The 21083-nt window shown below is 34.2% G+C and carries 14 protein-coding genes and 1 pseudogene; 8 read left to right on the forward strand and 7 right to left on the reverse strand.

The genetic code is table 11. The features are described from left to right. Window positions 1-547: 547 nt before the first annotated feature. Together F6K40_RS21865 and F6K40_RS21870 are read right to left on the reverse strand one after the other, a co-directional pair. Window positions 548-778, reverse strand: coding sequence for a hypothetical protein (locus F6K40_RS21865; protein ID WP_293139213.1), 231 nt, complete (start codon window positions 776-778; stop codon window positions 548-550). 84 nt (window positions 779-862) lie between these two features. Next, on the reverse strand, window positions 863-1438 hold the full coding sequence (locus F6K40_RS21870) for a PhnD/SsuA/transferrin family substrate-binding protein (protein WP_293139214.1): 576 nt from the start codon (window positions 1436-1438) through the stop codon (window positions 863-865). Between the two features lie 314 nt (window positions 1439-1752). Between F6K40_RS21870 and F6K40_RS21875 the strand changes: the two genes are divergently transcribed. Both F6K40_RS21875 and F6K40_RS21880 read left to right on the forward strand, forming a co-directional pair. Continuing rightward, a complete protein-coding gene (locus F6K40_RS21875) occupies window positions 1753-4260 on the forward strand; it encodes a bifunctional metallophosphatase/5'-nucleotidase (RefSeq protein ID WP_293139215.1) in 2508 nt (835 codons plus the stop codon). Window positions 4261-5069: 809 nt separating this feature from the next. Beyond that, complete coding sequence (locus F6K40_RS21880) at window positions 5070-5819, forward strand: PEP-CTERM sorting domain-containing protein (RefSeq protein ID WP_293139216.1); 750 nt, start codon at window positions 5070-5072, stop codon at window positions 5817-5819. A gap of 1006 nt (window positions 5820-6825) precedes the next feature. On the opposite strand, the gene F6K40_RS21885 is transcribed toward F6K40_RS21880, so the two are convergent. The 4 genes from F6K40_RS21885 to F6K40_RS21900 form a co-directional block, all read right to left on the reverse strand. After that, a complete protein-coding gene (locus F6K40_RS21885; protein WP_293139217.1) occupies window positions 6826-7140 on the reverse strand; it encodes a Mo-dependent nitrogenase C-terminal domain-containing protein in 315 nt (104 codons plus the stop codon). A gap of 753 nt (window positions 7141-7893) precedes the next feature. Beyond that, window positions 7894-8313 carry a peptide chain release factor 1 gene (locus F6K40_RS21890; RefSeq protein ID WP_293139218.1) on the reverse strand — a complete coding sequence of 140 codons (420 nt, stop codon included), beginning with the start codon at window positions 8311-8313 and terminating at the stop codon, window positions 7894-7896. A gap of 76 nt (window positions 8314-8389) precedes the next feature. Further along, window positions 8390-8533, reverse strand: a complete 144-nt coding sequence (locus F6K40_RS21895; protein WP_293139219.1) for a hypothetical protein — start codon at window positions 8531-8533, stop codon at window positions 8390-8392. Window positions 8534-8631: 98 nt separating this feature from the next. Further along, window positions 8632-9168, reverse strand: coding sequence for a DUF4168 domain-containing protein (locus F6K40_RS21900; protein WP_293139220.1), 537 nt, complete (start codon window positions 9166-9168; stop codon window positions 8632-8634). Window positions 9169-11109: 1941 nt separating this feature from the next. Between F6K40_RS21900 and F6K40_RS21905 the strand changes: the two genes are divergently transcribed. Continuing rightward, window positions 11110-13053 (forward strand): ABC transporter ATP-binding protein, encoded by a 1944-nt coding sequence (locus tag F6K40_RS21905; RefSeq protein WP_293139221.1) that lies wholly within the window; start codon window positions 11110-11112, stop codon window positions 13051-13053. A gap of 465 nt (window positions 13054-13518) precedes the next feature. Next, a complete protein-coding gene (gene clpS / locus F6K40_RS21910) occupies window positions 13519-13869 on the forward strand; it encodes an ATP-dependent Clp protease adapter ClpS (protein ID WP_293139222.1) in 351 nt (116 codons plus the stop codon). Between the two features lie 333 nt (window positions 13870-14202). On the opposite strand, the gene F6K40_RS21915 is transcribed toward clpS, so the two are convergent. Continuing rightward, window positions 14203-14430, reverse strand: a complete 228-nt coding sequence (locus F6K40_RS21915; RefSeq protein ID WP_293139223.1) for a hypothetical protein — start codon at window positions 14428-14430, stop codon at window positions 14203-14205. A 1348-nt stretch (window positions 14431-15778) separates the two neighbouring features. Between F6K40_RS21915 and F6K40_RS21920 the strand changes: the two are divergent. The 4 genes and pseudogenes from F6K40_RS21920 to F6K40_RS21935 all read left to right on the forward strand — a co-directional run. Beyond that, window positions 15779-16001: pseudogene (locus F6K40_RS21920) on the forward strand (transposase); the annotation flags it as partial. Between the two features lie 168 nt (window positions 16002-16169). Beyond that, entirely contained in the window at window positions 16170-17015 is an 846-nt protein-coding gene (locus F6K40_RS21925; protein WP_293139225.1) for an Npun_R2479 family HD domain-containing metalloprotein, read from the forward strand. 795 nt (window positions 17016-17810) lie between these two features. Continuing rightward, complete coding sequence (locus tag F6K40_RS21930; protein ID WP_293139226.1) at window positions 17811-18878, forward strand: ABC transporter permease; 1068 nt, start codon at window positions 17811-17813, stop codon at window positions 18876-18878. Window positions 18879-19299: 421 nt separating this feature from the next. Further along, a complete protein-coding gene (locus F6K40_RS21935) occupies window positions 19300-19851 on the forward strand; it encodes a hypothetical protein (protein WP_293139227.1) in 552 nt (183 codons plus the stop codon). Window positions 19852-21083: the final 1232 nt, after the last annotated feature.

Below are 21083 nucleotides of genomic sequence, written 5' to 3' on the forward strand. Positions count from 1 at the left end.
CAAGTTTTATGTTAAGAAAGATGTTTATAAAGCATAGCTTAAAAAGGGGGGAGTCTTCAAAGTCCCCCTTTTCAAGGGGGATTTAGGGGGATCGTAACTGTACCTCATCTTTATGAGAAATGCTATAGAATCAATTATTATCCATAAATTATAAATTACTTCTCTCTGTTCCCTATTCCCTATTCCCTATTTATTATTTACTAAAATTTTTCTTCTTTGATGCTCCCTGTTAAACTATTCCGTATTTCCTAAAACCTAGAAATTTTTACCTAAATCAAACCTAATAGAGATATCCAAAAATCAAAAATATAATCTATTATTATCCATCTAGCAATCCTCTAATATATTTGTGTATAAAAATCTTACCACTTTTAGGGAAAACTTAACTGGGAATAGGTAGGAGTTTCAGCTTTTTTATCTACTTTTTAATTACCCGCAACCTATTTAGGATTGCTATAGATTATCAATGACTTCTCCCTGTTCCCTTTGACTGAATAATTATTAATTATTAATTATTAATTATTAATTATTAATTAAATAATATAGATTATGGTGCAATTAAACCACCTTCTCCAATCGCCTGATAAACATCACGAATCAAATCGTAATCAGCATCATTAGCAACTACAAGTTTAGAAGTTTTATATTTCTTTGTAGATTTCCCTTTTGCTAAAGCTGCGACTAATTGTTCTTGATTATTAACAATAAGATTTTTATACTCTTCAACTACCCGAGAATTTAGTTTATTACTAATAATAATTACATCACTAGGTAACAAACCACTTTTAGCTACGATCAGAAAATCATTTTCTGATGCATTTTCTGTTCTCAGGAGAAAATCATAGTCTGAACTAGATGCTCCCTACGCATCAACCTTTCCTTGTTTAAAACTTTCTAGACTAGCATCATCCCCTAACATCAGAATTTCCAGATCGGACTTAGGATCTAATCCTGCCTCCATCAGTAATTTAGTTACGCCTAAATGCCCCCCTGTAGAACCCGTATATGACATTGCTATCGTTTTACCTTTCAGTTCAGCAACAGATTTAATCGGACTATCCGCACTAACTACAATCACAGAATGATAATTAGGGCGAGTCACTGCAATTAAAGGTATTGCATTTGTCCTAGCATTAATCACAACATATTCCGATGGTCCTGCTAATACCAAATCTACTTGATTTAACTGTAAAGCTGCTGTCGCTGCAACATAACTCTCAACTGGAAAAAACTCAATTTTTGTTGCTAATACTTCTTCTAGAAGAGCACGAAATTGCTCATAATCACTCAACTTTTCCTCACCAACAACATCTGTCACTGCAAATCGCAGTATTTCTGGTTTGTTGGTTATTTGTGAGCTAGTAGTATTATTATTTGTCGTTGCAGAACAACTGGTAATAAAGAGTAAAGTATATCCAATAAAATTACGCCGTTTCATAGTTTTTTTCTACTCTAAATTGAGCTGAATTACTTAGCTACATAATAACATTATTTATTAAATATTAAAACTAAGATAGGTAGACAAAATTCAATTTAAAATATTTACAGTAAGTAAATTTACCAAACCTATTCTGTACCTTGCCAATCCGACGCCTCCGATACCTAAACCTTTCAATTCAAATAATTTTAACTATGACCAGGTACTTGTGTTTTTTTAACCAATCTTTAACCTAATGACAAACTTTTTTTAAATATTACTTAATTCTTTTAGGATATTCTTGAGAAGAAAAATCTTGAAATTTTCCGAAATACATGGAACCAATCCAACTACAAATTCTTCATGCTGCAGACCAAGAAGGCGGTATTCCAGCAATAGAAGATGCTGTTAATTTTTCCGCAGTTATGAACGCTCTAGAAGATGATTTTGAGAATACTTTAAGATTATCTTCTGGAGACATTTATATTCCCGGACCATTCTTTAATGCTAGTGATAGTAATGAACTTTATGGCGAAGCAGGTATTGGTGATATTCTTATCAATAATGCTCTTGGGTTTCAAGCAATTGCTCTTGGAAACCATGAATTTGACCTAGGAACAGGAACCATTGCCAACCTAATTGCACCAAACTCCGAAATTACAGGACCAGGAATTGATGCGGGAGGTTATCAAGGTACTCAGTTCCCCTATCTCAGCACTAACCTTGACTTTAGTAATGATGATAATCTTGCTGGTTTTGTTGTACCAGATAGCGGAACCCCCCAACCCAATACAATTTCCGGTAGCGTTGTTATCGAAGTAGGTGGACAAGAAATAGGTATTGTCGGCGCAACTACCCCCGCGTTACCTTCCATTTCTTCTCCTGGTGATGTTGTTGTCACCCCCCCAGATAGTGATGATATCGAAGCTTTAGCTGAAATTATTCAAGAAACAGTAAATGAATTAACTGCTACAGGTATTGACAAAGTAATTCTGCTAGCGCATATGCAGCAGATTAGCATTGAACAAGAATTAGCAGAACTTCTGGAAGGTGTTGATATTGTCATTGCTGGTGGTTCCAATACTCTCCTTGCGACAGAAGACGATATTCTAAGAGAGGGAGACGAACGCGATGCTCAATATCCCCTCCAACTGACATCCGCTAGCAACGAACCTGTATTAGTTGTCAATACTGAAGGCAACTATCGATATGTTGGTCGCCTCATTGCTGACTTTGACGAAAATGGCATCATTACTGATTTCAACGAAGAATTAAGTGGTGCTTATGCTACCGATGATGAGGGAGTTGACCGAGCTTTCGGACAAGATGTCGATCCAGAAAATGAAGCTGACCCCACAGTAGTAGCTGTGACAAATGCTATTAATGAGAATATTTCTGCAAGAGACGGCAATATTTTCGGTTCCACAGATGTATTCCTCAACGGTACAAGAGGAAATATCCGCACCGAAGAAACTAACTTAGGAAATCTCACAGCAGATGCAAATCTATTTGTTGCCCAAGAATATGAATCTGATGTAGTAGTTTCCTTTAAAAATGGTGGCTCTATCCGCGACAATATCGGTCAGTCATTTATTCCTCCTGGCGGTACTTCCGATGATTTGGTGCAGTTACCGCCTGCCGAAAACCCTTTTGTAGGTAAAGAAGAAGGGCAAATTTCTCAGCTAGATATTGAGAATACCCTACGCTTCAATAACGACCTCAGTCTAATAACACTTACAGCAGAAGAACTCAAACAAATTCTGGAGCATGGTGTAGCAGCAACCGCAGATGGTGCAAGACCCGGACAGTTTCCCCAGGTGGGCGGTCTTGCCTTCAGTTTTGATGCCACTCAACAAGCTATCGAATTTGAGCGAGATGCTGATCAAAATGCTACAGGTATTGCAACAGAAGGAGAGCGCATCAGGAGTGTGGCAATCACAGGTGAGAATGGAGAGATCGCAGATGTTGTAGTTCGTGATGGTGAAATAGTTGGAGACCCAGATCGAGAAATTCGCCTGGTGACTCCCAACTTCCTTGCAGGAGGAGGTGATGGTTATCCTTTCCCACTGTTTGGTGACAATCGGGTTGACTTGGTAGATGAAACACTGCCAGCAGGTGCAACTAACAACGCTGAATTTACTGATAACGGTTCCGAACAAGACGCCCTTGCTGAGTATTTATCAGTCAATTTTCCTCCTAATGGCAGCCCTAGTTTTACCGACCGAGATGTTCCTCCAGAGCGAGACAGACGAATTCAAAATTTGTCTGAGCGTCAGAATACAGTTCTGAACCAGACACTGGTTGGTGGTGCTGCTAATGATACTTTAATTGGTGGTCTGGACAATGACTCCCTGTATGGTAGAGGTGGCGACGATCTATTGCAAGGTCGTCCTGGTAATGACCGCTTATTTGGTGGTGCTGGTGACGATACTCTCCAGGGAGGTCAAGGACGCGATCGCTTCAATAGTGGTCCTGGAAATGACGAAATGAGTGGCGGTGCCAGTATTGACCGTTTTATCTTTAACACAAATCAAGCTTATAGTCAAGATGATTTAGGTCAGGATACTATTACTGATTTTGATGCGGAGCGGGATATTATTCTGCTAGACAGAACAACTTTCACTGCTATTGCAGATGGAGATAGTTTTGATGATGTATTTGCTACTGTCACCAGTGATGCTGCTGCTGCTACTAACGATGCCGCGATCGTTTACAATACTAATAACGGTAATCTATTCTATAACCAGAATGGTAATAATCCAGGTTTAGGTAGTGGCGGTTTATTTGTCACCCTGGAAAATGCGCCTACACTTGACGCTGATAATTTTGTGTTTAGAGGGTAGTAGCGCGTCTAGCTTTTCGGCTCGTAGTTGGACTTTAGTCTATCTTCTAAATATTGGGCTGAAGCCCTACTACTAACAGGCTCATAGTTGGACTTTTATCCTCTCTTTGGGATCGGCCAGTCATATCAAATCCGTTTGATTGGACATAAAAAAAATATCCAATCGTCACAACTACTAAATCTTTGTGATTCTCTCTCCTCCTGACTCCTGACTCCTGACTTCTGACTCCTGACTCCTAAATACTTAACCAATCTATAACTGTTTAACCGGATTTGATATCACAGGCCACATTAACTGTTGGCCATATACAATCTTCCTACTTTAGAAAATAGATACAGTAACTTTTTCTCTTATAGCAGTCGAAGCAAAGGTTAGGACATTTATAAATCCTGAAAGCCTTTGATAATCGGCTGTTCCCTGTTCCCTGTTCCCTATTCCCTAGCGCTACGTGCTATAATATATAGCTTGACAAATCAATCAAATTTCCTCCTCTTCAAAAAAAGCTTTCGGGATTCATTTAAGTAATATCACTAGACCACTACAAAATAATGAATCATCTAACCTAAATCTAGATAATTTTCATCAGTATTATCGGTTTTTTTGAAGTAATTTTAATAAAAACAAGTTAGAATAAACACATAATTATGTTATTTTGAAAAAGATTTGTCTTTAGCTATTGCATCTTCTATAAAAATTGTGCATGATAGTAAAAGAAAGGAAAAAAGCAAAAGTCAAACAAGTTTCTGATTTTTGTCATATATCCTACAAACCTAAAAATTACAACAAAGCGTACAAGGAAAATAATGAAGATGAATAAAACTTTTTCTACTTTAATCAGCTCTTCTCTATTAGCAGCAGGTTTAGCAGCAGGTTCTTCTTTAATTGCTGCTCCTAGTGCTAGTGCTTTCACATTGAAATTTGAGCATAGTAATGGTAGTACCAATAATAATCCTACAGGTGCTTATGCTAAAGTTGATTTTAACTTTTCCGAGGTTGGCAATGATGTTCAATTGCAATTGGATGTCACAAACGGACCGGTGCAATCTAAGTTAATGGCTTTTGGATTAGATTGGACTCTAGGAGATCTAGCGACTGAGTTTGGCATTACTGCAACTAACAACAGTGGAAACAATTTTTTTAAACATATAGTGTTAGATGATTCACTCAATGGCAACACTAAGGTTAATGGTGTGAACAATCAGAATTTGAGCGATATTAATGACATTTTCTTCTCTAAAAATAGTAACATTGATGGTGGTAATCCAAATGGTGCTTTAGAAGAAAATAAGTCAACTACAATATCTTTGACTCTGGATACAAATATGAGTGCTACTGATACAGAACAATGGTTTGAGGATGCCTTTAACAATAACACAATCCTTGCTGCAGCTCGTTTTCAAAGTGTTACTTCAGCAGGACTAAGTGATAAGCTAATTGGAGGACTATATGAAGATTTAAATTCAGGACCAAGAGTGCAAGTACCAGAACCTAGTAGCATTGCAGCTTTAGCATTCATCGGTGGTGGAATGTTCCTTTCCCGTCGTCGTCAGTCTAAGTAAGAAATTAATTTAGGGTTATACCTATTATAAACTACCTAGGAGCATTGCAGCTTTAGCATTCATCGGTGGTGGAATGTTCCTTTCCCGTCGTCGTCAGTCTAAGTAAGAAATTTCATTAAACTATAATTGCATCTACATATAAATTCTAATATCATGTCTCATAAATAACTGTAATAAACAATCTTTCCCCAATCTCGTAGAGACCTTGCATAACAAAAATGCGTTTCATGTCGCGCAGCGAAAGGTCTCTACTTTGCGGTTAATTAATGTTACTTGAGATAAGGAACAAAAAAATAAAACTCCCATTACTGGGATTCTCCTAAAAGTTAAACAGGAGAGTTCCAGTATTTTATTGCTTGTATATTCATAGCATTTCTAGGCTTTGTTGTATAGCGCTACGCGAAGCGCGAATAGGGAATAGGGAACAGGGAACAGGGAATGAAATTGTTGATTTCATATCTTGAATTGATTTCATTTTTTATTTTTGGAGATGTCTATTATATAGAATCCGGGTAATTAGTTATCGTATCACTCTAGGAGTCAGGGGTCGTAGGGGCGATTTCGTTCCGAATGCTGTCGCTTTCCGCGTAATTATGAGCATGACAAACGGAAATCGCCCGTAGAGGAGAAAGAAAAGATTGGAATAGCATGAATTTTTAAATTTGTATTCATGCTTAACATCTGTATTAGACATCTCCAGAAAAGAGGGAACAGGGAACACTTAACTGGGAACAGGGAGGAGTAATTGATAATTTATAGACAAGAATTGATTTTATTTTTCATTTTTGGAGAAGTCTATTAAGAGAAAGTAATTTTGCGATTACTGTATAACCGGATTTTATATTAAATGTTAAAAAAACCCAATTTCTTCCTTGAAACTGGGCTTTTATTACAATACTTACAGCAATGCATGAGGATTTTGTTCTGTTCCCTGTTCCCTGTTTCCTGTTCCCTTACTCACTAAAAACTAAACAAAAACCAAACAATTTAAAATCAGAAATAGATTTCAACAATACCTGGTAACATCCTCTCCATAAACATCTGCCAGAAAAGTTAAAGCCCGAAATCGTAAGCCGATAAATTGTTCGTAAAAAGGATTAAGTTTACACATAGGAGGAATGTGAAAAAGTAGATGCCCAAATAATATTATATCTCTCTCAAAAGGGCATTGAGCCGGAATTAATTGACATAACCAATGTGCCATTTTTGGATTGTTTACTTCTATACCATCCAGATATCTTCTAATTGGTTGTAGTAGCTGATCTAAATAGTTATGATGTGCTGAAGCAACTTCTGGTGAAATACTTGTAATTGAGCTCATAATCAGATAGTCCTATATAAATTTAGCTCTATCAATATATTTCTACTTTAACTTTAAAGTCACCCATTGCATAGTTAAATTGGCCTGTTATGGCAAACTTTCATAATTGCTTTAATTTTCTATGAGGATATTATGAAAATTCTATGAAGTCTTTTAATTTTTGTTGAAAATAGCTAGCTTTTATTAAAAAAATTTGTTAATTCAGAAATTTAATAATTGAAAGTTAAAAAATAATTATTCTCTATAATTTAGTAGAATATTCAGTAAGTTTACATAAAAAGATAGTTATCTAAAAAGTAAAATTAAGCAAATTTTTATATACTATTTCTATATATAAATATAGACTTTTTTAAGATTATTAACTAGACTTATTTTTCTTTAAAATATCTTAATTATACCAAATTTCATTTTTGTTTGCCTATATACTTATGATGGGGTGGGGAGATGGGAATATGGCAATCAAATAATCGTTATAGCGCTACTTGAATCGGGAATAGGGAACAGGGAGCAGGGTACTATCAAAAGGTTTTTCTTATAGGGAAATGCTCCGCAAATAGGATTTAGAACTGTCCTAACCTTTGCTTCGACGACTATATTATCCCTCTTATATAAAATCCGGTTATACAGTAATCGCAAAATTACTTCATCTTAATACAGATGTTAACCATGAATACTAATTTAAAATTTCATCCTATTCAAATCTTTTCTTTCTCCTGACTCCTGACTCCTGACTCCTGACTCCTAAAATATTATTTACCGTCGCCAATAAGGCCGCCCTTTCCAGAAAACCCCTATAGCTAAACTTATTAATGAAGCTCTAGAGGCAGTTACCAATAGATTGAGCAAAGGAAATAAAGATTTTAACAATAAACCGATAAATAAACATAAAACTAGCGCCCAAAGACTAGAATTATTCAGTAACCATTTTTTCTGCCACCATTCCAATAAATAAACTGCTAATGCTCCCATTCCTACTGCTACTCCTATGGGTATTAATACCCCAAAAACAGGAGATGAAAATAACATATTCAATGGTTTCAGAATCAAAAAAGAATTTCTCAGGCTCAGAATTAACATAACTTCTGAAGCTGCTACTGTCAAAGTAGCAATCAAACTAACTAAAGAGAGTTCTTGCCAAGGTAAACGTTTCAAACGTTGCCAAATATTATTCATGTTTTAAGTTTGTGGGATTACAAAAATCAAATTAATCTGAAATTAGATACTTTTGGATCAAATCTAATACTTGCTCTCAACCTACTTTTGTCTTCAACTTAGTCAAAACAAAAGGGCGATCGCCACCCATCCTTCTAGCATCTTTTTCCATAATATCAAGGTTAGCTGCTCTATAAAACTGATACAAAGCGTCACATAACTTGACAACCTGTCCTTTCAAGGGGATAAAAAAGGAAATTTCAGATTTCCAGTCTCCAAGTTCAGCGCTCGGAACTGATAACTAAAATGACTTTTGACTTCCATAAACAGTATGGCTTATTAATTATCAATTTGTTGTTGTTGTTGAATACGGATCAACTGAGTTTGAATTTTTGCTCGCCAAGTTTCATCTTTTCTTTGGATCTGTGTAATTTCATTAAACCGAGAAACTGTCAAATCATTTCCTTCAATAATTTCTTTAGCTTTATTGCAGTAATTCACAGCAATTACCTTAACATTTTGTGGTAAGGTATTAACACTACTTTTCTGATTACAAATTATTGGTGGAACAGAACCTCCGGAACTTCGTTTTTGAAATTCATTTTGAATTTCTCTATATACTCCTATTCTTAAGTTCTCTATTTGTAATACTGAAATAGCATACTTATTTATTTCTTCGGCAGTAACTGCTATATCTGTGAAAGATTCTTGAGCATAAACTGCTGTATCAAATATAGAAGTTGATGATGAGTTGGGAATTTTAGGTACTATGCCGATCGTCAAGCCTAATGTAGACAAAGTTACGACGAATAAAGACTGGGATATTAGTTTCTGGGGACATAGTTGAATAGTACGAACTAAAGCTTTAATATTCATAGTTCCGAGCAAGAATAAAAGTTAAACTACCTAGAATATTTAGAATTATTTTAATCCGAGAAAGTTCCCAAGTTCCCGCTTAATTAACTAGCTATCAGCTTTTATAGCTAGGGGTTAAAACCCCACTAACAGAGAGCGCCTTTTTGTTGAGTTAAAGTAAAGGTAGTGGTATATATGTCGTGATAACTTAATATAAATTATTATTTTTTAGATATTACAGCGCTTTTCTTTCTTTATGAACCACATCGCCATAACCAAAACCCTGTAGGGGCGAGCAAGCGAATCGCCCCTACTGTGTTCTACCCAAATGAAAACCGCTGTAATCACTAAAATATTTAGAGGTTACCAAAGAAAAAATATGGATTATATTTGTGGAGCGATCGCTAAAGTAAAGCTCCACAATTCAAGTCGCTCCGAGAAACGCTACTTCAAATTTTATGTTATAGTGCTACGCGCTAGGGACAGGATTTAGAAATTTCCTAACCTTAATGCGTAGTGCTATAATTATTTGTAATTATCAGCAAATAGAACAGAAAAAGTCTGGTAATTATAGATATTTATCTACATATTTAAAAACAACTAAAAATATGTCAAATATAGGGTTACTCTTTTTTTAGGCATAATATTATACCAATTACTATGCCTGAATGTTATACTTAGGGCTTGCTGAATAAATCTAAAAGTCAGGATAGCTAAAGTAATGGAGCTTTTTATATTCAATTTATCTCCTAGTTATTAGCTAGTTTTGCCTCAAAATACTGGAATTTAAACAGAAAATTTCTTCACATAAAATGGCCGAAACCGTTACCTATTTCCCCATCTCCGCTTAACCCCAATCGACCCGTCCCCGTGTCCTACCCTGATCAACCAATTTTTTCAGCAAACCCTACTGCCGTGTCAAGACTAAAATTGTGGGTATTTGAGCGAACCACCTAGAAGACCTCTCCCCCCTGCCCCTCCCCCTCTCCTGATGAGTGAGAGGGGAGCTTCACCCCCTTCCCTCCTCCCCCCTTTCAAAGCTATGCTTTATAAACATATTTCTTAACATAAAACTTGACAACATAGACAAGTTATGGTTTTGTCTTGAATCGGCTTTTTCAGGAGAAAAGTGTATTGAAAAATACGCTTTTTTATCCATGTAGACAGGATTCTTACGGACCATCCTCCCCATCCTCCCCATCCTCCCCATCCTCCCCATCCTCTCTACAAGGGTTTCAGGAGTTCCTTATAAAGGATAGCGCATCATCGGGGGGCAAGGGGGGATAGTTGTGGGGTTGGGGAGTTAGGTTTTTTAATCCACATTTTCAAGCTTGACGCGCCACTACTTGTGTGGCACTTCAATGATGAGGATTAATTCTAATATAATTCATATCTAGATTATGCAATAGTTACTAAATCTATAGAAAAATATTCCTTGACTTAGTTTTAATTAAGTGTTACCTTAACGGGGTGAACTACAACACCCTCTATCCCATTGCTAAAAGCGTTTGGGACTACTTTTCTTATTGGTATTTAAACGAACATTGACATGACTAATTGTATTTGACACCAGATTATTTTTTTTAATGATAGTACGTTCTACTAACTGTATTATCCCTCCTGTAAACATTTAACGAGCTGTTCTGCAATCCTTTCTCAGTCTAAGATATTTTTAGTTGTTTTCCTATGTTTTTCTATAAAATTAATAAAACTTTACAATACCTATTTAGGAAAAAGGTCTGACTTTTTGGCTAACTACTAATAGCAATAATAATCTTGCTATATATAGCGCTACGCATTAAGGTTAGGACATTTCTAAATCCTGTTTGCGCAGCATGACCTAGGAAAAGTTTGTAACAGTTTACTATTCCCTATTACCTATTCCCTATTCCCTAGCGCTATATTTGATATAATTAGTTACCTATGTTAACTGAATTATTGGTATTTAATTTCTAAATCATAATGACTAATATTGTATTAGATGTTCGTAATCTCAAAGTTCAATTTATAACTGAAGAAAAACTGGTAAAAGCAGTTGATGGTATATCTTTTACTGTTAAGAAAGGGCAAACCCTAGGAATTGTTGGAGAATCAGGTTCGGGAAAATCTGTCACATCTCTAGCAACTATGGGTTTACTACTAGAAAAATCTTGCCAAATTAGCGGTGAAATTTGGTTTAATAATTCCGAAAAAAATGAACAAAACTCTCAATCAGTAAATTTATTACAATTACCAGAACAGGAAAAGCAACAATACCGGGGTGGAAAAATTTCGATGATTTTCCAAGAACCGATGAGTTCTTTAAACCCAGTTTACACTATAGGATTTCAGTTAACAGAAGCTATTAGATTTCATCAAAATGTTTCAGCAGCAGAAGCACGACGTCAAGCAGCATCCCTACTTCAAGAAGTAAAACTTCTCCCCAGTGATGAGGTATTGCGACAAAAATCTCTGGAGGAAATAACTCAGAATAGTCAAAATTTAGCACAGGTAAAATCTAAACCGGAACTAGCAACAATAGTAAATGGTTCAGATAAACCTGCTGTTAGTCAAGTAGAAGAGGTAAGCGAGCGCCAAATTATGCTGCAAGTCAACCAAAAAAAGCTAGCAATCTTAGATCGTTATCCCCACGAACTTTCTGGAGGTCAAATTCAACGGGTGATGATAGCAATGGCGATTTCTTGCAACCCTACCTTATTAATTGCAGATGAACCGACAACAGCTTTAGATGTTACTGTTCAAGCAAAAATTTTAGACTTGTTGCGGGAATTAGGAGAAACCAGGGGAATGTCAGTGATATTTATCTCCCACGACTTGGGAGTAATTTCCGAAGTAGCTAATACCGTAGCAGTAATGTATCAAGGCAAAATAGTTGAATATGGTGACATCAAGCAAATATTTTCTCAACCACAGCATCCTTACACAAAAGGTTTATTAGCTTGTCGTCCTCCCCTAGATAGTAAAGTTTTGCGTCTACCTACTGTTTCTGATTTCATGGAAAAGGTAATAAATTCCACTGGAGAAATAGAAATTCGGGAAAAAAAGACAGTAATAACACAACAACAAAATCTAGATTTGGCAGAGGAAACAGTTCCTCAAACAACTGAAAATCCCATCTTGGAAGTTAATCATTTACGAGTCGGGTTCCCAGTCAAAGGAATGTTTGGTCAAACTAAACGTCTATTTATGGCAGTTAATGATGTTTCTTTTGCTGTTGCTCGCGGTGAAACTTTGGGTTTAGTAGGAGAGTCTGGTTGTGGTAAAAGTACTTTAGCGAGAGCAATACTCCAATTAATTCCAGTTACAAGTGGGCAGGTATTTTTTGAGGAGCAAGAAATTACAAACCCATACTCAGGAATATTGCAGAGTTTACGACGGGATATGCAAATTATTTTTCAAGATCCCTTTGGTTCCCTAGATCCCCGCTTAACTGTTGGCGCCGCAGTAATGGAACCAATGTTAATTCACGGTGTAGGTAATAAGAAAGTGAGGCGCGATCGCGCAGCATATTTATTAGAAAGGGTGGGATTAACTGCTGACTCGTTAAGTCGTTATCCTTATGCTTTTTCTGGGGGGCAACGTCAACGGATTTGTATTGCCCGTGCTTTGGCATTGAATCCTAAGTTAATTATCTGTGATGAGTCTGTTTCTGCTTTAGATGTTTCGGTGCAAGCGCAAGTCCTGAATTTATTAAAAGAATTGCAGGATGAGTTTGGGTTGACTTACATTTTTATTTCCCACGATCTGAGTGTGGTGAAATTTATGAGCGATCGGATCGTGGTAATGAATCAAGGCAAAATTGAAGAAATTGGTCCTGCCGAACAAGTTTATGATCAACCACAACGGGAATATACACGCCAACTTATTGCTTCTATTCCTACGGGAAAGATTTATAGCAATTTGTAGATATTCTATTAGAATAAAAAGGAAAGAAGAGGTACTTACGGGAGAAAGTTTTTTGGTCGCGTAAAAAGCAGAGAAACCGGGGAAAGTATAAAATGCCTGACAATATTAACATTAACCTCCCACAAACCCGGTTTCTGATAACGCTTCCATGAAGAGCGGATGTGATATTAGGAGAATATTGGATTTGAATAGCATGAATTTATTAAATTCGTCTTCAATAGAACATCTTTTTAAAAGGAAGTAATTTTGCAATTATTATATAACCGGATTTTAGGTGCAGACATTTATAAATGCTCAAATCCACTCAATAATTACTTCTTATATCATCTCCGGTAGCATTGGAGCGTTTATAAAATTAAGGTGACAATAAGAAGAACCGTTTGTCAACGTTAACCAGCTAAAATGTATATAAATTATCCCAATTTAATTTTATAATTTTATTGATGTATGAAGGAGAATATTAGTATGAGTCCTGAAAATTCCATCACAGCAATTGCAGAAAATATAGCAGTTGCAGCAGGGGGTAGTTCCTCCACAACTCTCGCTCCTAGACAGTCTAGTCAAGTTGTTAACAAACCATATCCCAACTATAAAGTAATTGTTTTAAACGACGATTTCAATACATTTAAGCACGTTGCTGAATGTCTACAAAAATATATTCCCGGTATGACTAGCGATCGCGCTTGGGAACTGACTCATCAGGTACATAACGAAGGCCAAGCGATCGTCTGGGTAGGACCTCTAGAACAGGCAGAATTGTACCATCAGCAGTTGAGTCGAGCAGGTTTAACAATGGCCCCTTTAGAAAAAGCGTGAAGAAGATTGTGGGTTTTAGGTTGAATTAAATAGGAATTTAACTTCAAGTAATAAATAATTAGGTGTTGCAGATTCAAGGCAATAATTAGTTTGTAGAAGCTTTGTTTCTGTGTTTATCTACTAACTAAGGTTTTAGGCAACTACGGGAGAATTGTCCACGCTTATCGTCTCAATTGTGCAACGCCTAAATACTTATTGACAAATTTCCACTTTCCTATTACTAAGTGCTTGTACTGGACGGGCATTAAATTGATAAATTTCCATAAAGAGGAAAAATGATTAAATTAAGTCTAGTCAAATGAGCAATGAATTTGTCAAAGAAACATCTGAAAATCACAAAGGAAGGATAAATCCATAAATAAATCTAACCAGTAAATCCTGAAAAGATTCATGGCCTGATGTATGCAAATATTCATCCAATGAATTTTCTTCGCTTTTGGCTTTAGGTATGATGTTAGCTCTTTTTTGTTTATGCTTCTTCTTCTGCTTTATCTGCTGAGATTTTTTTTGCTCAGTATTGATGAGAATATACTTTGGCTCGGTATAAACGGAACTAGACATATCAACACCTCCTTGACTTCAAGAAAAATATGCCTCTTTTGTTATTGGGAGAAGACAAATTTATTTCTATATACCTCGCACTATTTCCTGATTTGCTGATTTTTAATTCATAGTCTTCTGCGAGCTATTAACTACTCTTCTCTCCATTTATTTATCATAGCATATTATATTAATGAATACCATTTTCAAGAATTATTTCTACAATAAAGTTTTGTAAATATAACTCAAATGCTGTTAGCATAAAAATTATTCATTTTTTTTTACATTTTTTAACGATTATTTGACATTTTTTAACACAGACTTGTTGATTTATGTCCGACTACTTATAAGCTAGTTTTTTCAATAATTAATAATTAATAAGTAGTTGTGCAAAATTAATTACACATATTTAGCAATAGGAATATATAGTAAAAAAGCTAAATACATATTTATGAGATTATGAGATTTATGAAATACTTCAATCCAGAAAGGAGAAAGCTTTTAGAAAGAATGACACCGAACAGCTTACTTCAATATCTCAAAAAAGTGCTTGAGAATTTAGGAACAAAATAGGTAATTAATGCATGCATAGGCACTTAATTACCTCTTCTTAAAAAGAAGAGAATTGGTTAAAATAAATTTTTTTGTTTTTTTATCAATGAGAAAGCAGAAGCTTTAAACCTTGATTTTTCGGTAACATTTTAGCAGTTAAGATATACTTCTCAATTTTGAACATTATTAGGACTCCGCAAAAGCTGATAAGCAAGTAATTAATTAAAACATAAAATTCCTAGGCAAATGATATCAAGAAAGATAAAATTTAAAATGATTGTCTCTCAAAAATTAACATGAGGAAAAAATAAGGTCTCAAGCATCAGGCTTGACCTGGAGCAACTGATAACTGATAATTAATAACTGAGTAGTAATATATATAGTATATATAGCGATCGCCTAATCTAAATTATTATTTTTCAATATTAATCACCAAAATATTTCGAGGTTACCAAAGAAAAAATATGAATTATATCTGTGGAGCGATTGCTAAAGCAAAGCTCCTTAAACAATTAATAATTAATAATGAATAATTAATAATTAACTCTCCTTGAAACTGATAGGATTGACTAATCATGAAAATTTTTATTGATTATCCTCTTAAAAGGGGAGGCTTTAAACCAAAATTGTTCGGTAATTAAACTCGCTCCGCAAAACGCTGCTTCAAATTTCATGTAAATTATTTGTAGTCTTCAGCAAATAGAACAAGAAAAGTCTGGTAATCTAGATATGTATCTACTATTTAAAAAAATGTCAAATTATCAATAAATATGTCCTAGCTGTAACAGCAATTCTATTGTTAAAAATGGAACGATATTCTAGTTCTTTACCAGAAAGAAAAGAGGATAAATTATTTGAGAAAAAACCACACATAGGAATCAAGTTAATAGACCGTACTCTAAACAGAGGCCAAAGTCCGAGAATAATTTTAATTGATGCAGGTTATGGTAACAAAACAGCATTTTTGAAAAAACTCGAAAACAGGAAACTAAATTATACGCGAAGGAATCGCTAAGAATAGAAAGGTAATTATCACCAAACCCCAAGAAATATAACTATAAACATCACTAGAGGAGTTAGCAAAAACTTTTGGCAAACATTTGGATTTTCAACCAGTTATTCTCAATACAAAAAAAATAAATAAAAAATCAACAAACAACTACAATAAAAATCAAAGCAAAAAAATCTAAATCAGTTAAGTAGAAAATATGTTTAATGCTACTGAGATACTAATTAATTCATTTGTAGAAAAAATTAAGGAAGGCTACCATCGTACTTATGGTGGTTATAAGTCTAATTATGAAGAAATTATTGGTTGGGCAGGAAATATGGCACTAGAAAATATTGCCAATAGTGATGCCCTTTATCATAATGTTGAGCATACTATCTTAGTGACTCTTGTAGGCCAAGAAATTCTGAGGGGAAAACATATTCGAGAAGGAGGTGTGGCCTGCGAAGATTGGCTACACTATATTATTTCTTTAGTTTGCCATGATATTGGATATGTAAAAGGAGTTTGTCGGCAAGATAAAAAAGGTTGGTATGCTACAGGTAGGGGAGATGAAATGGTTAATTTACCCTTAGGTTCTACTGATGCTAGTTTAACTCCTTATCATGTGGATAGAGCCAAATTATTTATTAATGAAAGATTTGCTGGTCATAAACTAATTGATGTAGAAATAATTAAACAGAATATTGAATTAACACGCTTTCCTGTTCCGAAAGAATCAGATCATCAAAATACTGTTAATTATCCAGGTTTAGTACGGGCAGCAGATTTAATAGGTCAGTTAAGTGACCCCCGTTATCTCAAGAAAATAGGTTATCTATTTTATGAATTTGAAGAGACAGGTTTTAACAAAAAGGTAGGATATAAAAATCCCAGCGATCTACTTGATAATTATTCCCAATTTTTTTGGCAAGGAGTTCATCCTTATATAGAAAAAGCTCTGAAATATTTATCACTAACACAGCAAGGTAAGCAAATAATTGCTAATCTTTACTCAAATGTATTTGTCGTGGAGCATGATCCTTCTCAAAAGATTGGTGTTTAATTCAGTTATCAGTTATCAGCTTATACCATTTCTCAGGCATTCTTGCTACATCTCCTTGAGCAGAGGGAGTAGGGAGTAGGGAGTATGGTTCAAAAACATCTTATATCTTCATTTAATGGCAACAAATTGTTAAAAACATTGCTCTTACTGATTTATTAGTTAATAACTGAAGTTTTGAGCAAGTATAGCATTATTTTTGGTAATTGGTATTAGTTAAGTTATCAGTAGAAATGAGATTTTTTTTTCTCACTAATTATTAAAATAATTTTTCTGATGAATATACAGTAGATTTCATATAGATTTCATATTGATGATAAATACCTTTTGCATAGCAAATTTATTCTTAATCAAGAACACTTATCAGTTTAATTCAGTTACCAGTTATCAGTAAAAATGAATTTTTTTTCTCACTAATTATTAAGATAATTTTTCTGATGAGTATACAGTAGATTTCATATTGATGATAAATACCTTTTGTACAGCAAATTTATTCTTCATAAAGAACATCTTTTGCACAGCATATTTCATCTTTATCAAGTGCACTTTTCGCGGGCAAGATGCCCGAACGAAAAACATCTAAATGTTAATATAGTAATCCTAAATAGGTTGTGACCAATCAAAAAGTAAATAAAAAAAGTGAAACTCTTACCTGTTCCCTAAAAGCAATGAAATTTTGTACACGGATAAAATTAAGATTGCTATATTTAACATACTTGGAATTTGCTGTAAAATCTGTCTATATTTAGTAAGAGTATAGTTCTTTATCTTTCTTCTTCCCTACTCCCTATTAAATCTATGAAATGGTGGAAAAATCTTAAAAAAAATCCTTTAGCAAGATTTGGTGCATTATTACTATTAATTTTTTATCTAGTAGTAATTGTGGCTGACTTTATTGCTCCATACAACCCCTACACATCTCAACCCAATGGTTCCCTACTACCACCTACTCAAATTTACTGGCAAAATCAAGCAGGTGAGTTTATTGGGCCTCACGTTTACCCCACAACTCAAGGGCCAGTAGATTTAGAAACTGGACTCCGCGAATTAAATGTAGACTTGGATCAACCATCCCTTATCGGTTTATTTGTCAAAGGAACACCCTATAAACTCTTGGGTATTTTGCCCTTGGATCGACATTTATTTGGAACCACAGGTGAAGGGAAATTTAATTTATTAGGTACTGACGAACAAGCGCGAGACCAATTTAGTCGTTTACTTTTTGGTGGTAGGATTAGTTTGTTTATTGGTTTAGTAGGAATTACAATCTATTTTCCCTTGGGAATGATTATTGGTGGAATTTCTGGTTACTTTGGTGGTTGGATAGATAGTATTTTGATGCGTTTCGCTGAAGTATTAATGACAATTCCAGGTATATATTTATTAGTGGCACTTGCTGCTGTATTACCTCCTGGTTTAACCAGTGCCCAAAGATTTCTGTTAATTGTGGTGATTACTTCATTTATTAGTTGGGCAGGATTAGCTAGGGTGATTCGTGGACAAGTATTATCTATCAAAGAACGAGAATTTGTACAAGCGGTAAGAGCGATGGGGGCGAATTCTTTTTATATTATTGTTCGTCATGTATTGCCACAAACCGCAACTTATGTAATTATTTCGGCAACTTTAGCTATTCCTAGTTTTATTATCTCAGAATCAGTCTTAAGTTTGATTGGTTTAGGTATTCAACAACCAGATCCCTCCTGGGGAAATATGTTATCTTTGGCCACGAATGCTTCAATTTTAGTATTACAACCTTGGTTAGTATGGCCTCCAGCATTATTGATTATTCTGACTGTATTAGCTTTTAATTTATTAGGAGATGGGTTGCGAGATGCTCTAGATCCAAGAAATTTACAACGCTGATATTCAGTTATCAGTTATCAGTTATTAGTTATCAGTTAAGAGTTATTAGTTAACAGTTAATAGTTTAAACAGAGTAATAATTTACTCAATATTATTGATAGTTCAATAGAATTAATAACAGTTATCAGTGATTTGTATATGACAAATTAAAAAAATAGTAATTAATTCTGTTTTCTGTTTACCTGGTTTTGATGGCTTGATACTTGATAATTGTCTAAAAATATAAAATGCTCTAAAACTAAAATTGGCAGAATATTTAAGACTTTTTCACACTATAGCAATTCTAAATAGGTTGTAATAATTCAAAAACTAGAAATCAATTACGAAATGCTTCTCTATTGCCCATTGCCTATTCCCTATTCCCAAAAAAAGGCAATATTTTTGACAAGAAGAAAATAGGATTACTATATATTTGATTTGTATGATTTTTTCATCAGACGATATAAGAACATTATTATTGTTTTTTGGAACATTATTCTCCCTTTTTGCTATTATCATTTCATTGGTATCATTATACTTTACGCGACTAAATTGGATACAGTCAAATCGACCAATTATTGTTGCATATATTGATATAAATGAACTTAGCAATGGGAAAATTATGTATGATTTAGTAGTATCAAATATAGGAAATCGTCCAGCATTAAGGATTCGTTTACATTCTTCACCAGAGCAAATTAAAAATATTTTTGAAGATGGAATTAACACTGACGATGAAGCTACCAGAAAATTCAAGATTGAACAAATTGAGAATTGTTTTGATCGAAAAAGTGAAATTCTTTTATTAGAAAATGGTGAAAAGTTATCTACTGCTTTTGGATCTACTCTTAGAACTCGATGGTTAAAACCTGGTTCAAGTATTGATATTTCAATAACTTACTTTGATTTAGATGGTCGTTCATTTAAGTCTAAATTACCTCTTAAAGTATATCCAAGACAAGGTTTTGGAATGACATGGAATAAAAAGCAGTGAATTTTAAGTAGTTTGTAGATGGATGTGAAATTCTTGGAGCAATATCAAATTCATCAATAAAAATTAGTTTATACTGAAAAATCAACCTGAATAAATATGATAAAAAATATATAAAGCCAGAAAAAAACTTTAGTGCTAGACTAAGTTGAGAGATAAATACCACGTTCTAGTCTGTAGAATCAACAAATTAAGTTTTTCGATTTATCAAATAAATACAATGAGTTTTCAACAGATTGAAAAAACCCGAAAACAACTATAGTGCTAGACTAAGTTGAGAGATAAATACCACGTTCTAGTCTGTAGAATCAACAAATTAAGTTGGTAGATTTATAGAATAAATACAATGAGTTTTCCACAGATTAAAAAAAACCGAAAACAACTATAGTGCTAGACTAAATTTAGAGATAAATGCCACGCTCTAGTCTGTAGAATCAACAAATTAGGTTTGTAGATTTATAGAATAAATACAATGAGTTTTCCACAGATTAAAAAAACCCGAAAACAACTATAGTGCTAGACTAAATTTAGAGATAAATACCACGAGGTAGTCTGTAGAATCAACAAATTAAGTTGGTAGATTTATAGAATAAATACAATGAGTTTTCCACAGATTTAAAAAAAACGAAAACAACTATAGTGCTAGACTAAGTTGAGAGATAAATACCACGAGGTAGTCTGTAGAATGAACAAATTAAGTTGGTAGATTTATCAAATAAATACAATGAGTTTTCCACAGATTTAAAAAAAACGAAAACAACTATAGTGCTAGACTAAATTTAGAGATAAATACCACGAGCTAGTCTGTAGAATCAACAAATTAAGTTGGTAGATTTATAGAATAAATACAATGAGTTTTCCACAGATTTAAAAAAAAACGAAAACAACTATAGTGCTAGACTAAGTTGAGAGATAAATACCACGCTCTAGTCTGTAAAATCAACCCATTAAATTTGTAGATTTATCAAATAAATACAATGAGTTTTCCACAGATTTAAAAAAAACGAAAACAACTATAGTGCTAGACTAAATTTAGAGATAAATACCACGAGCTAGTCTGTAGAATCAACAAATTAAGTTGGTAGATTTATAGAATAAATACAATGAGTTTTCCACAGATTTAAAAAAAAACGAAAACAACTATAGTGCTAGACTAAGTTGAGAGATAAATACCACGCTCTAGTCTGTAAAATCAACCCATTAAATTTGTAGATTTATCAAATAAATACAATGAG

The sequence above is a fragment of the Okeania sp. SIO3I5 genome, assembly GCF_010672085.1.
In the GTDB taxonomy this organism is placed as follows: domain Bacteria; phylum Cyanobacteriota; class Cyanobacteriia; order Cyanobacteriales; family Microcoleaceae; genus Trichodesmium.